Source organism: Nocardia ninae NBRC 108245 (genome assembly GCF_007990755.1).
GTDB lineage: Bacteria > Actinomycetota > Actinomycetes > Mycobacteriales > Mycobacteriaceae > Nocardia > Nocardia ninae.
This window is the reverse complement of sequence record NZ_BJXA01000003.1, coordinates 127605-141298: the sequence shown is the minus strand read 5'-3', so window position 1 is coordinate 141298 and position 13694 is coordinate 127605. Positions and strand designations below refer to the sequence as shown.

Annotated in this window: 12 protein-coding genes; 6 read left to right on the top strand and 6 right to left on the bottom strand. The window is 67.3% G+C overall.

Features of this window, described 5'->3' with window-relative positions; all coding sequences use genetic code 11:
- Positions 1-41 precede the first annotated feature (41 nt).
- Positions 42-809, top strand: a complete 768-nt coding sequence (locus NN4_RS04340) for a TetR/AcrR family transcriptional regulator (RefSeq protein ID WP_147128654.1) — start codon at positions 42-44, stop codon at positions 807-809.
- Between the two features lie 63 nt (positions 810-872).
- Here NN4_RS04340 and NN4_RS04335 read toward each other — a convergent pair whose 3' ends face one another.
- Positions 873-1520: a pentapeptide repeat-containing protein gene (locus NN4_RS04335; RefSeq protein ID WP_147128653.1), complete on the bottom strand. Its 648-nt coding sequence runs from the start codon at positions 1518-1520 to the stop codon at positions 873-875.
- A 197-nt stretch (positions 1521-1717) separates the two neighbouring features.
- Positions 1718-2122, bottom strand: coding sequence for a nitroreductase/quinone reductase family protein (locus NN4_RS04330; RefSeq protein ID WP_186818257.1), 405 nt, complete (start codon positions 2120-2122; stop codon positions 1718-1720).
- Between the two features lie 85 nt (positions 2123-2207).
- Between NN4_RS04330 and NN4_RS04325 the strand changes: the two genes are divergently transcribed.
- Together NN4_RS04325 and NN4_RS04320 are read left to right on the top strand one after the other, a co-directional pair.
- Positions 2208-2798 (top strand): TetR/AcrR family transcriptional regulator, encoded by a 591-nt coding sequence (locus NN4_RS04325; RefSeq protein ID WP_147128652.1) that lies wholly within the window; start codon positions 2208-2210, stop codon positions 2796-2798.
- Positions 2799-2903: 105 nt separating this feature from the next.
- Positions 2904-4070: a serine hydrolase domain-containing protein gene (locus NN4_RS04320; protein ID WP_147128651.1), complete on the top strand. Its 1167-nt coding sequence runs from the start codon at positions 2904-2906 to the stop codon at positions 4068-4070.
- Positions 4071-4363: 293 nt separating this feature from the next.
- Here the strand turns inward: NN4_RS04320 and NN4_RS04315 are convergent, their stop codons facing one another.
- The 4 genes from NN4_RS04315 to NN4_RS04300 all read right to left on the bottom strand — a co-directional run bounded on the left by NN4_RS04315 (position 4364) and on the right by NN4_RS04300 (position 10897).
- Positions 4364-7546 carry an acetyl-CoA carboxylase family protein gene (locus NN4_RS04315; protein ID WP_147128650.1) on the bottom strand — a complete coding sequence of 1061 codons (3183 nt, stop codon included), beginning with the start codon at positions 7544-7546 and terminating at the stop codon, positions 4364-4366.
- Between the two features lie 92 nt (positions 7547-7638).
- Positions 7639-8388: an alpha/beta fold hydrolase gene (locus NN4_RS04310; protein ID WP_186818256.1), complete on the bottom strand. Its 750-nt coding sequence runs from the start codon at positions 8386-8388 to the stop codon at positions 7639-7641.
- A 196-nt stretch (positions 8389-8584) separates the two neighbouring features.
- The gene (locus NN4_RS04305; RefSeq protein WP_147128648.1) at positions 8585-9175 is read right to left on the bottom strand and encodes a hypothetical protein; all 591 of its coding nucleotides are present in this window, start codon (positions 9173-9175) and stop codon (positions 8585-8587) included.
- Positions 9176-9379: 204 nt separating this feature from the next.
- Positions 9380-10897 (bottom strand): flavin-containing monooxygenase, encoded by a 1518-nt coding sequence (locus NN4_RS04300; protein ID WP_147128647.1) that lies wholly within the window; start codon positions 10895-10897, stop codon positions 9380-9382.
- Between the two features lie 239 nt (positions 10898-11136).
- Between NN4_RS04300 and NN4_RS04295 the strand changes: the two genes are divergently transcribed.
- The 3 genes from NN4_RS04295 to NN4_RS04285 are packed head-to-tail and all read left to right on the top strand — an operon-like array spanning position 11137 to position 13684.
- A complete protein-coding gene (locus NN4_RS04295) occupies positions 11137-11955 on the top strand; it encodes an ABC transporter permease (RefSeq protein ID WP_246180695.1) in 819 nt (272 codons plus the stop codon).
- Positions 11928-12686 (top strand): ABC transporter ATP-binding protein, encoded by a 759-nt coding sequence (locus NN4_RS04290; protein WP_246180694.1) that lies wholly within the window; start codon positions 11928-11930, stop codon positions 12684-12686. Before NN4_RS04295 ends, NN4_RS04290 begins: the two co-directional genes overlap by 28 nt.
- The gene (locus tag NN4_RS04285; protein ID WP_147128646.1) at positions 12683-13684 is read left to right on the top strand and encodes an ABC transporter substrate-binding protein; all 1002 of its coding nucleotides are present in this window, start codon (positions 12683-12685) and stop codon (positions 13682-13684) included. Before NN4_RS04290 ends, NN4_RS04285 begins: the two co-directional genes overlap by 4 nt.
- The last annotated feature ends 10 nt before the right edge of the window (positions 13685-13694 follow it).

Genomic DNA, 13694 nt, shown 5'->3' with positions numbered 1-13694 from the left:
TAATGTTCCCGCCGTTCGGGCACAAGCGCTGAGGAGGCACCATGGTCGACGACATCCCACCGGACGAGCTGGTCCGCCTGTGGCGGCTGCCCACCGGGCCGAAACTCGGGCGACCGGCCGGACTCGATGTCGATCAGGTCGTGCGCACCGCGGTGGAACTGGCGGACCGGGACGGGTTGTCGGGTGCGACGCTGCCGAAGATCGCCGAAAGGCTTGGGGTCACACCGATGTCGCTCTATCGGCATATCGGGTCGAAGGAGGAGCTGTTCGTCCTGATGGCCGACGCCGCAAACGGTTTTCCCCCGGAGTTCCCTGCGCCGCACGATGATTGGCGGCCCGCCCTGCATGAGTGGGCGGTTGCCCTGTGGTCGGTGCACCGGCGACGACCGTGGCTCACTCAGCTGCCGATCTCGGGGCCACCGAGCGGGCCCGGCGCCATCGGCTGGATGGACGCGGGTTTACGCGCGTTGCGGCCCACCGGGCTCGACGCCGGAACAAAGGTCGGGGTAGTGATGGTGGTCAGCGGGTACGTGCGGCAAGCCGATCTGCTGGCGCAGCAGCTCGAACAAGGCAGGCGCACAACAGGTCTCGATGAGACGCAGGTCAACCGCAACTATGGGCGACACATGGCGCGACTGGTCGATTCGGAGCGGTTCCCGGACGCGGCCGAGCTCTTCGGCTCCGGATTGTTCGAATCGGCACCGCCGCCGTCGACACCGGACCCGAGTCAGGATGATTTCGAGTTCGGGCTCGGGGTGGTGCTGGACGGTGTGGCCGCGACGGTTGCCCGTGCCGAGGCGGGCGCGTAAGGCGTACTCGCACAACGTGTTCCGCCTGACCGTCGGGCGGCATCCCGGCTCGCCAGGACCGTCCTAGGAGTCCCGGACCAGGAGCCCCAAGTGGCGGGCGAACGCTGGGGCCAGCTCCATCAATTGGCCGTTGTCGATGGTTGCGCCGCGGAGTGAGTCCAGGCCGTCGGTGATGTCGAGAGCGCGGGCGCCGCGCAGGTCGACCTTGGTCAGCTTGACTCGATTCATCACAATGCTTTCCAGGGTGGATCCGGAGAAGGTGACGTTGGTGAGCGCGGCGTCACCGAAATCGCAGTCCCGAAGGACACATTCGACGAACGACACATCGCGCAATTTCGCGGTGCGGAAATTGACCGAGTCGAATTTGCAACCCTCGAAACGCACTCGGCGCAGGCTCGAACCCGCCAGATCCACACCGGACATGGCGCCCGCGAGCACTTCGCCGTCCAGCCAACCGGTGTCGGCGAGCTCGGTGCCGACCCAGCGCACATTGCGCAGCCACACGTCCGCGAACCTGGTGTGCCGCATGCTGCCCCGGGTGAACGCCACCGACGTGAAGACCGACTCGCTGAAGCGGGCGTTCTGCACCTCGACATCGTCGAACTCGCCGCCGTCCAGATGCACGCAGTCGTAGTCCCCTTCCGGCTCGAGATCGCCCTGCCATACCGCGAGATGGCGCGCGTAGGGCAGGTCTTCGAGCTTGTGCGGCATGCGGTTCCTCCGGTGCGGTTGGTGGTGCGACCACGGTCGAGTATTCCGTCCGGCACCGACAGGTTCGGCCCCGGCCCGAGCCGGCCGACCGGCCACCGTGACGGCAGGTTTTATCTGCCACCTGCAGGTTCTATCTGTCACCGGATCTGCAATGTCGATATTTGCGGCGGGCCAAACCTGTCGTCATCCAGCAAGGTTCAGTCGTCGAGATCGACGCGGATGGTGAGTAGGTCGGTACCGAGCATGCGGACATTCCAGCTGTTGAATCGCGGGAGTCGGCGCAGGCGGGCCTCGGCGTCGTCGTCGGGCAACAGGTGTGCGGTGCCCGCGTACCAGCATGAACGGATCTGCAGGCGCACACGGGCATTCGCCTCGATATTGCGGACGAAGGCTGAGGCCAGGCCATGGTCGCTGACCATCCAGAACGAACCACCAATGCAGCGACCGCCGACCGGGGTGCGGCGCGTTAAGCCGGTGCGGCGACCGGTGGTCTCCAGAAGCGCCTGACCGGGCAGGTGGCCCACCACGCGACGCATCAGGGGATTAGCGATGTGCCGGTGATACCAGGTCACCCGGCGCTGCTTGGTACTTGTCGAAGCCATGGATCGCGACCGCCTTTTATAGGTACCAGCAGTCTCGACAATTCTTATGGGTACCGTCAGTTCCGTCAAGCGGTAGGCTGCATCGGTGACACTGCCGCGCCCGCACACCGGACGCCGCCGCAACGACGCCGCCCGCCGGGCGATTCTCGACGCGGCGGTCGACCTGCTCTCCCGCTCGAGTGGTACCGCAGTGACCACCGCGGAAATCGCGTTGGCGGCCGGTGTCAGCAAGCAGACGATCTACCGCTGGTGGCCCTCCAAAGGTGCGGTGTTACTGGAAGCCATGGCCGAGTGGGCTCGCAGCAGTGCACCAGACCCCGATACAGGCAACCTGCGTGCAGATCTGGCCCGGTTTATCACCGCGACCTTCACCAACGCGGCCACTCCAGCGGCGGCCGCCCTGTTGCGCGCCGTGGTCGCCGAAGCCCAAACGGACCCAGAGACAACAGAACTGCTCGCCGATTTCGCTCGCGACCGCCGCGCCATCCTGCGCGCCATCCTCGATCGAGCGCACGCTCGACGCGAGCTGACCGCGGACACCGACCTGGAAATACTCGTCGACCAGATATACGGCGTGCTGTGGTATCGGCTCACGGTGGCTCGCACCCCATTGGATGCCGGAGTCGCTGCACGCCTGCTCGACTCGTTGCGCATCGGTGACAGTTGCCACCTTTAATAGGTGACAACCATCCTTTGCAGCCGTGGACGAACACCAATATCGGCGGACGTTCCGGTGACGACTGAAATCTATCGTCACAGCCACCGTGACATGCTGGGCTGCATGCGCATCGACGGAACTGTTGCTCCCGGATACACAGCGGTTCGGGACGCATTCGCGGCGAACTTCGCTGATCAGGGCGAGGTCGGGGCGGCCGTGTGCGTGTATCGGGACGGAAAACCGGTGGTCGATCTGTGGGGTGGGCTGGCCGACCCTGACACCGGCCGACTGTGGGAGCGCGACACTCTGCAACTGGTCTACTCGGCCACCAAAGGTGTGGTCGCGGCCGCAGCCCATCTGCTGGTCCAGCGCGGTCAGCTCGACTTGGACGCACCGGTGGCTCGGTACTGGCCGGAGTTCGCGGCGGCGGGCAAGGGTGCGATTCCGGTGCGCTGGTTGCTGACGCATCAGGCGGGTCTCGCCGCGATCGACAAGTCGGTGCCGCTCGCCGACGCGCTGGTGTGGACACCGATGGTGGACGCGCTGGCCGCGCAAGCGCCGAACTGGGTGCCAGGCACCGACCACGGGTACCACGGCCGGACCTACGGATGGCTCGTCGGTGAGGTGATCCGGCGCATTACCGGGCGCACCGTCGGGCAGTTCCTGGCCGAGGACATCGCGGCAGCCTTCGATATCGATTTCTTCATCGGATTGCCTGCCGCCGAACAACATCGGGTCAGCCGGTTGGTGTTCGCGCCGAAACCGGATCTGACGGCACTGCCCGACGAGCTGGTGCCGGAACAGTTCCGGCCGATGGTCGCGGCAATGCGCGACCCGGAATCGTTGGCGAACCGGGCTTTTCAGATCACCGACCCGCCCGACATCGACTTCAACTCCCCCGCCGTGCACGCCGCGGAGATTCCCGCGAGCAACGGCATCGGCACCGCGCGCGGGCTGGCGCGTCTGTACGCCGCGCTGGTAGGCGAGGTCGACGGGCACCGGCTGCTGACCGCGGACACCCTCGACGACGCCATCCGCGAGCAGACCCGTGGCATCGATCGGGTGATCATGCTGCCGGACCGCTACGCCAGCGGATTCATGCTCCCGATCGCCGATCTCACCCTGGGCGGACCGAATTCGTTCGGCCACCCCGGCCGCGGCGGATCCCTCGGCTACGCCGACCCCGAACGCACCCTCTCCTTCGCCTACGTCACCAACCACATCGTCGAAGGTGCCCTCGACCTACGCGCCCGCAACCTCGTCGATGCCCTCGAAACCGCCCTCACCTAACCCACCACTCCCGGCTCCTACACCCGGGCTACAACCCACCGCCGCACCACTTCTCGGGATCCGCACTCGCTCTCGGGCCTCCTAAGCGGCGCGGATCCCGAGAGCCAGTGCGGCTATCGACCAAGCCACCCGCCGACATGAACCCAACCCACTCGCCGACTTGACGCACGGTGCATCTTCTTCACGGAGGCCGCAGCATGCGTCAAGAGGGGGCTGCCTACGTCAAGTCACCGCATCGGTGGAGGCTGCCGGGATCGCTGCGGAAAGTGGGTGGCGGCTTCGTTGCGGGTGGGCTAGTGCAGGGTGCGGATCCAGCGGCGGGTGTCGGCTGGGTCGATTACGTCGTCCAGTTCGAGGACGGTGGCGGCGGTCAGGGCTTTGCCGCTGGCGTAGGCGAGGCCGACCAGGTTGTCGAAGGCTTCCTGGCGTTTGATCGGGTCTTCGATGGCGGCGAGCTCTTTGGCGAAGCCGAGGCGGACCGCGCCTTCCAGGCCCATGCCACCGATTTCCCCGGTGGGCCAAGCGACGACGAAGTGGGGTGCGCGGAAGGAGCCTGCGGCCATGGCTTGGGCGCCGAGGCCGTAGCCCTTACGCAGGACGACGGTGCCCCACGGGACCGACAAGGCCGCCGCGTCGATGAAGAGGCGGCTGAATTTGGTGACGGTGGCGTCTTTTTCGGCTTCGGGGCCGACCATGAAACCCGGTGTGTCGCAGAGGGAGACGATCGGTAGGTCGTTGGCGTCGCACAGGCGCAGGAAGCTGCTGAGTTTGTCGGCGGCGGGTGCGTCGATGGCACCGCCGAGGTGATGGCAGTTGTTGGCGATCACGCCGTAGGGGCGACCCTCGACGCGGATCAGGGCGGTGACGATGCCGACGGCCCAGTCGCGGCGCAGCTCGAGGATGGAGTCGAGGTCGGCGATGGCTTCGATGGCCGCCCGGATGTCGAAGGCGTGTAATCGGTTCTCGGGGACCACGTGGCGGGACAGGCGCGGGTCCGGGGCGGTCCAATCATCGACCGGCCCTTGGAAGTACGCCAAGTATCGCTGGGCGACGCGGACAGCTTCGGCTTCGTCGGCGGCGACGATGTGCACGACGCCGTTGCGGCGCTGAACCTCGATCGGGCCGATGTCCTCGGGCGCGTAGACGCCGAGTCCGCCGCCTTCGATCATGGCCGGGCCGCCCATGCCGATGTTCGCATCGGGGGTGGCGATCACCACGTCGCACATGCCGAGCAGAGCGGCGTTGCCCGCGAAGCAGCGGCCGGACACAATGCCCAGCAACGGGACTCGGCCGGACAGGGCACCCATCGCACGGAAGGTGGTGACGTCGAGGCCCGAGATGCCGCCGTAATCGGTGTCGCCGGGGCGGCCGCCACCGCCCTCGGTGCAGAAGACCACCGGAAGGTGTTGCGCGCGGGCCAGTTCGAGCATGCGGTCGGTCTTGGCGTGGTTGCGCATGCCCTGGGTGCCCGCCAGCACGGTGTAGTCGTAGGACATGACGACCACCCGGGTGCGGTCGGCGCCGAACCGGTCGGCGTTGATGGTCGCGACGCCGCCGATGAGGCCGTCGGCCGGGGTATTTGCGATCAAATCTTCCGGGCTGCGGCGCAGGCGTTGCGCGGCGACCGCCAGTGCGCCGTACTCGACGAAGCTGTCCTGGTCGACGAGGTCGGTGATGTTCTCGCGGGCAGTGCGTCGGCCGAGCCGGTGGCGTTTGGCGACCGCGTCGGGGCGGGACTCGTCGCGGGTGATGCGGTGGCGGTCGCGCACCTCGGCCAGGTCCGGGCGGATCGCGTCGAGGTCGACCGCCGCGATGTCGGCAACAGACCCGTCGTGGTCGGCTTCGGTCCAGACCAGCAGGGGCGCATGGGGATCCACGGTCGTACCCGGTTCGGCGATGTGCCGTCGGATGCGCAGCGGTTGTTCGGCGCGCAGCACGTGCTGCATCTTCATCGCTTCCAGCACGACGACCTCGGCGCCCGCCGCGACGACGGTGCCCGGTTCGACCAAGCTGACCACGGTGCCGCCCATCGGTGAGCGCAAGGCCTGTTCGTCGTCTTGCAGGACGACAGAGTCCGGGACGACCGAAACGACGCCGGCTTCGACATGTACCGCGGGTGTGTAACCGATTGCCCGAGCGGAGAGTTCGTTCAGATTATCTTCGAACCATGCTGTCGATACGGTGACTCCGTGGGCGAGGTCGTCCAACGCCGCTCGCAGCAGCGCCACATTCGTATCGACACCGACAACCACGGTTTCGGCCAGCGCATCCGAACAGCGGCGCAGCGCAGCGGAATACGACGGACCACGCGCGATCACCTTCGCCAGCAACGAATCGAACTGTGCCCCTTGCCGCATACCCGCATACGCGGCAGTATCGACCCGAACACCCACCCCGGTCGGCGCAGCGAACTGTGCCACAGTGCCCGTGCTCGGCAGCACATCACCACCCGCAGTGACGATTTCGGCATTCACCCGCGCCTGCACGGCGTACCCACGCGGACCACCAACGGGCACCGCGAGATCATCGAGACTGTACCCCTGCGCCAGATCCAGTTGCAGCGCCACGAGATCCACCCCCATCACCTCCTCGGTGACCGTGTGCTCCACTTGCAGTCGCGGATTCACCTCGAGGAACCACGCATCCGCCCCACGCACCAGGAACTCGACGGTGATCACCCCGCGACACCCCACCGATTCGGCCAACCGCACCGCGTCACCGTGCAGCCGTTCCCGCAGCGCCGCAGCAAGTTTCGGCGCAGGCGCCACCTCGATCAACTTCTGCTGCCGCCGCTGCACGCTGCAATCCCGATCCCCGACCGCCACCGCGCGTACCCCGTCCGCCACCACCTGCACCTCGATATGCCGCGCATCGGCCACCAACGCTTCCCCATATACCGCGTCGTCCCCGAACCCCGCCAACGCCTCCGCCCGACACCGCTCATACGCCTCCCCCAACGCCCCCGAATCCCGCACCACCCGCATCCCACGCCCACCACCCCCAGCAGCCGCCTTCACCATCACCCCTTCCGGATGCGCGACCAACAACTCCGCGATCTCCGCCACCCCCGCCCCCGCCGAGGTCGCCGCCAACACCCGCACACCAGCCCGCTCCGCCGCCGCCCGCGCCGCAACCTTGTCCCCGAACGTCCGCAACACCTCCGCCCCCGGCCCCACGAAAACCAGCCCCACCGCCGCACAGGCAGCAGCCAACTCCGCACTCTCACTCAGAAACCCATACCCCGGATGCACCAACGCCCCAACCCCACCCATCTGGGCCGCCGCCACCACAGCCTGCACATCGAGGTACGCCCCAGCACCCTCCCCCGGCAGCCGCACCACCTCATCCGCCAACCGAACAGGCAGCGCATCCCGCTCCTCAGCAGTACACACCGCCACGGTCGCATACCCCCGCTCCCGAGCAGCCCGCAAAACCCGAACCGCCACCTCCCCCCGATTAACCACCACCACGCGCATCCCGACAGTCTCCCCCAACCCCACCCCAGCACCGACCGGGACATACCCGAGGTGATTCGCCCAGCGCCACGCCGGGCGCAACACCTGTCGATTCAGCCGATGAACCCGTCGAGAGCTTCGGCGACAGCTGCTGGCGCGAAATGGTGGAGGCCGTGACCGACGCCGGGGAGGCTACGGACGGTTCCGCCCGTCGATCGAACGAGCGCGCTGTCCTCCTCGGAAGTCATGGCCATCACCGCCGGATCACCGCGCAGCAACAACGCAGGTCCGGGCGTGGCGGCGAGCCAGCTCTCCGCGTGAACCAAGCATTCGTAGACCGTTTCGCGGTCATCGAGGAGCGCGCCGAGGAACTCCGGGTCGTGGCGCCGCAGCGACGCCGCCATCCCGAGCAGATAGGGATGATCCCGGCCGAGCGCGTCGGCGAAGGTCCCGTCGCCGTAGGCTTCCCCGCCGAGCAACTCCACCAATTCCGCCTCCGGACGGCCGCACCATTCCCGCCATCGCCGCAGCCGCTCGACGCTGTGATCGAGGATCCGATACATCCGCTCGGGACTGAGCGGGGTATCCCCAAGGACGAGTCCGGCGAACACCCGCGGCACCGCACCGGCCGCAGCGAGTACGGCTTGACCGCCGTACGAATGCCCGTACCACCAAGCCGGGGTCGGGATCTCGCGCTCCGCCCACTCCGCAAGAGTCGCGCCGACGATGTCTAGGCCGTATCTCCCCGGCGTCCACGATGATTCGCCATGGCCGGGCAAATCCACCGCCCACCACCGAATCCGACCCGGCAGCGCCGACAGCAGCTCCGCGCACAACCGTGACGAGCCTGAGCCGCCATGCACGACGATCAACGGTAGGTCCCCGGTCCCTCCACTCCGCACATTTATCACCCGCCCAGTCTTCAGCACCGGAGCGAGACGTGTCCGAGTGTGTGCCAACGTCCGACCGTGCCCCGCTGGCCCGTTCCGGAATCACCGAATCCAGTTGCGACGCTGGAGATGCCGGCGATAACTGTCCGTCGGCGACCGGTCCTAACGATTACTCCTGAGCCGGACGGACTTCGCTTGCCTTGCGGTACTTCCCGTGCCGCCCTTCGCCGATAAGCCACGTCACCGGCATCCCCGGCGTGATCCGTTGGTCGTCGCCCTCGTACTGCCAGCGCGAGAACCACACGTCGTCACCGGACTGGCTGGCGATAAGACCGTCGTAGCTGTGCGGCAGCCACCATCGAATCACCCCGTCGAGGCTCGGATCGGGCTCCTTCGCCGCCTTGACCTGCCCGTACGGCACCGAGCCGCCCGGCCCCTGCCACCCGCTCGAGGTCGGGAGCAACGGCTGGTCGCCACCCGCACCGTCGGCGGGCCAGATCTTTCCGCTGCGGGTCAGGACATCGTCGTGGATGCGTTGTGCGAGTTCACACGCCACACCCCTGGGGGTCGACTCACTCGGCGTACAGCCGACCAGGACGTTCAAAGCCGGAATGGTCAACTCGATCCACCATCCCGGTGGGGAAGGTTGCCGACGGAGGTGCTCAGGGATCGTTTCGTCGATGTGCACCTCGAAGCCCAGAGCCGCCTCGATATCAGCCGCCAGCAAGTCGGCGCCGCGCCTCGATGTTTCCTGATCCATGTGGCTATCCTCGGCGACCCGCCACTTGATGATCGGACGTCTGGGCGCTTCAGTGCTGGAACATATTTACCGAACGCTCGGAAGTCTGGCTTGGGTCCACTGTGCCGCGCGCACAACGACATCCGAACACCGGAGAGGTCCCCGGTCGCCAGCGCCGTTGATCAGCGTGGGCCGCTACCGCATCGCCGGAAGCTCGACCGAAGCTCAGGCGGTGCGGGTCGCTTCCAGCGGGCGTCCCTCAGACGCATCCCCAGCGGAGCTCGCGCCGCGGGCGAAGGTGAGGACACCGTCTTCGATCGGCCCCTTACGGAGCATCTTGCGATCGCGGAAGTAGTTGTTGATGACCTGCCACGGACCGCGGACACCCTGGCGCGGCATAACCGCGTCACCGCGCTGGATGTAGCCGGAGGTCAGCGCGCCACCCATGACCGAGTCGGGCGAGCGGTCGCCTTCTTCGGCCACCGCGACCATCCGCGTGTAACCGTGCGCCTTCATGTGGTTGAGAACCCGGCAGAAGTACTCGGCGGCGAGGTCGGCCTTCAGCGTCCAGGACGCGTTGGTGTACCCGAGGACCATGAGTGCGTTGGGCACCCCGTCGAGCAGCGCGCCCTTGTAGACGACGCGGTCGCGGGTCACCACGGGTTCGCCGTCCACCTCGAGGGTGGTGCCGCCGAGCATCTGCACGCGCAGGCCGGTCGCGCTGATCACGATGTCGGCGGGCAGTTCCTCACCGGAGGCGAGCCGGATTCCGGTCTCGGTGAAGGTCTCGATGCGGTCGGTGACGATGGACGCCTTACCGCTGCGCAGCACCTTGAACAGGTCACCGCTGGGCACGACGCACAGCCGCTGGTCCCACGGGTTGTAGGACGGCGTGAAGTGCCGCATGTCGATGTTCGGACCGAGCTGCAAACGCACCGCGGCGAGCAGCAGCCTGCGGGACGCGGCGGGATTGGTGCGAGACAGCTGGAAACTGGCGCGCTGCAAGGCGATATTGCGCGCCCGGCCGGCCCGGTAGGCGATCTTGGCGGGCACGCGGGCCAGTTTCATGCCGACGGCGACGGGGTCGTCGGCGGGCAGCGCGGTGATGTAGGTGGGCGACCGCTGCAACATGGTGACGTGCTCCGCGTCGCCGCTCATCGCGGGCACGAGCGTGATCGCGGTGGCACCGCTGCCGATGACGACGACGCGCTTGCCGCGGTAGTCGAGGTCCTCGGGCCAGTGCTGCGGGTGCACGATCTGCCCGCCGAAGTCCGCCTCGCCGGGGAATTCGGGGCGGTAACCGTTGTCGTAGTCGTAGTAGCCGGTACAACCGACCAGGAAGTTGCTGGTGAAGGTCTCGACGTCGCCGGTCTGCTCGTTCAGCGCCTCGACCGTCCAGATGCCTGCCTCGCTGGACCAGCGGGCGGTGGTTACCTTGCGCCCGAAGTGGATGTGCTCCTTGACGCCGTATTCGACGGCGGTGTCCTCGACGTACTGGCGGATGTGCGGCCCGTCGGCGAGCACCTTGGTGCCGATCCACGGGCGGAAGCCGTAGCCGAAGGTGAACATGTCCGAGTCGGACCGGATGCCCGGGTACCGGAACAGGTCCCAGGTGCCGCCGATGGCGGTGCGGCGCTCCAGGATGGCGTAGCTGCGTCCGGTCTGCTCACGGGTGAGGTGGCAGGCCATCCCGATGCCGGAGAGGCCCGCGCCGATGATCAGTACGTCGACATGCCGCGTCATTGAGGATCTCGTTTCGTCTGGTCACGCCTCGATCACCTTCGACCGAGAGCTCCTTGTCGAGGTTACGTGTTATTTCAGGTTACGTCTAGTAGCGGTTGCTGGGAGCACGCTGACGAGGGCGGCCCAATTAAAACCGGGTTGGTTTCAACCGGTGACTCCGACCCGCCGCGCGCACAGCATGGATAACTGCGGCGCGCTCAGCGGCGATCCGCGTCCCCGTCCCCTACCCGAGGTGTCGCGTGTCATCAATTGTCTTGGAGCCGACACCGATTCGGGTTCGGTCGGCGGCTCGACGGCGGCCGCGCAAGACGTGGCTGCGGGTCGTCAGCCCGTTGGTTCTCGTAGTCGCATGGCAGGTTGCCAGCGCCACCGGCGTGCTGCCGGAACGACTGCTCGCCTCGCCGGCCACCATCGCGGAAACCACCTGGGAACTGCTGCGGGACGGCACGTTGCAGGAAGCGATCACGGTATCGCTCGGCCGCGCGGCGACCGGATTCGTGATCGGAGCCGTGCTGGGGATCGGTCTGGCCGTGCTGGCCGGTTTGAGCACGGTCGGCGAGTACGTGGTCGATCCGCCGATGCAGATGCTGCGCACGGTGCCGTTCTACGGGCTGATCCCGCTGCTGATCCTGTGGTTCGGCATCGGTGAGCTGCCGAAGGTGGTGCTGGTCGCGTTCGGCGCGGCAATCCCGTTGTACCTCAACACCTTCGCCGGCATCCGCGGCGTGGACGGCAAACTGGCCGAGCTGGCCGAGGTGCAGCAGCTCGGCCGACTCGCGCTGCTCGGGCACATCGTGCTGCCGGGGGCACTGCCGCAGACCCTCGTCGGATTGCGCCAGTCGCTGGGCATCGCGTGGCTGGCGTTGATCGTCGCCGAGCAGGTCAATGCCGATGCGGGACTTGGTTTTCTGATCAATGACGCCCGCGAATTCCTGCGCACCGACGTCATCGTCGTCGGCCTGTTGGTGTACTGCGTGCTCGGCCTGCTGACCGACGCGTTCGTCCGACTGATCGAGAGGAAGGCGCTGGCATGGCGACGCGGGTTCTTGGGGCAGTGATCACCGCCGAGCCGGTGGTGTCGGATCCGCCGGTGGCCCGGGTGCGTGGGCTCGTGCGCGATTTCGACGGCCGCCGCGTGCTCGACGGTCTCGATCTCGACATCGCCCCAGGCGAATTCGTCGCATTGCTCGGCCGCAGCGGCTCGGGAAAGTCCACGCTGCTGCGTGCGTTGGCTGGTCTCGATCGAGGCGTTCAGGGCGAGCTGACCACACACGGCACCATTGCCGTCGCCTTCCAGGAACCACGCCTGGTGCCGTGGAAACGGGTGCTGGCCAACGTATTTCTCGGTTTGCGGCACAACGACCCCAAGTCTGCGGCCCGGGCCGCGCTGGCCGAGGTCGGCCTGGCCGAGCGCGCTGACGCCTGGCCGCTGACGCTGTCCGGCGGTGAGGCGCAACGTGCCAGCCTGGCCCGTGCCCTGGTCCGGGAGCCGGATCTGCTGCTGCTCGACGAACCCTTCAGCGCCCTCGACGCGTTGACCCGCATCACCATTCACCGCTTGGTCATCGACCTGTGGCAGCGCCGCCGTCCCGGGGTCCTGCTGGTCACCCACGACGTGGACGAGGCGCTGCGCCTGGCCGACCGGGTGCTGGTGCTCGGCGACGGCCGCATCGCCCACGAGTCCCGCATCGAGCTGCCGCGTCCGCGCCGCAGCGATCATCCGCTCCTGCTCTCCCTGCGCGAAACCCTGCTCGCCCAACTCGGCGTCGCACCGGAAGGAACCGAATGAAAGCCAGAAGGCTGCTGCTCGCAACGACTCTCGCACTGGTCGTCACGGTCGGCACGGCCTGCGGGTCCGACAAGTCCGACGACGCGGCGGTGCGCCCGGACGGTTCGGTGGACCTGTCCCAGGTGACGGTACGCGCGGGCGATCAGAAGGGCACCGGGTTGCAAGCCCTGCTCACTGCGGCAGGCGAGGTGGAGACGCCCTACAAGATCACCTGGTCGCAGTACCAGGCAGGACCGCCGATGCTGGAGGCGATCAACTCCGGCGCGGTCGATATCGGCGGCGTCGGCAACGCTCCGCCGATCTTCGCCGCAGCGGCCAAATCAGCGATCAAGATTGTCAGCGCGTACCAGGCAGGCAAGGACGGTCAGGGCATCGTGGTGCCCAAGGATTCGCCCTTGCGCAGCCCGGAAGAATTGCGCGGCAAGAAGATTGCCGTCACCAAGGGCAGCTCGGCGCATGCCCACCTGCTCGCGGTGCTGAGCAAGGCAGGCGTCAAATGGGACCAGATCGAGCCGCAATACCTACAGCCGCCGGACGCACTGGCCGCGCTGACCACCGGCCGGGTGGACGCGTGGGCCATCTGGGATCCGTACACCGCGCAGGCCGAGCAGCAGGCCAACGCGCGAATACTGGTGAGCGGCAACGGTTATGTGACCGGTGACGCCTTCTACATCGCCGGTGACAAAGCACTGGGCAGCAAGGCGACCGCCGCCGCGCTGCGTGACCTGCTCGCCCGCATCGCCCGGGCGCACGCTTGGGTCAACACGCACCCCGAGCAGTGGGCGAAGACCTACGCCGAACTCACCGGCCTGCCCTACGACGTCGCGCTCACTGTCGTGAAACGTGGCCCGTACCAAGACCATCCGCTCGACGCCGGCGCCATCGCCGCCGAGCAAGGCGTGGCCGACGCGTTCGCCGACGCCGGGCTGATCCCGCGCAAGGTGAACATCGCCGACTACACCGACACCCGCTTCAACGACCTGTTCCCCGCTTCCTGAGGAGTTGGCT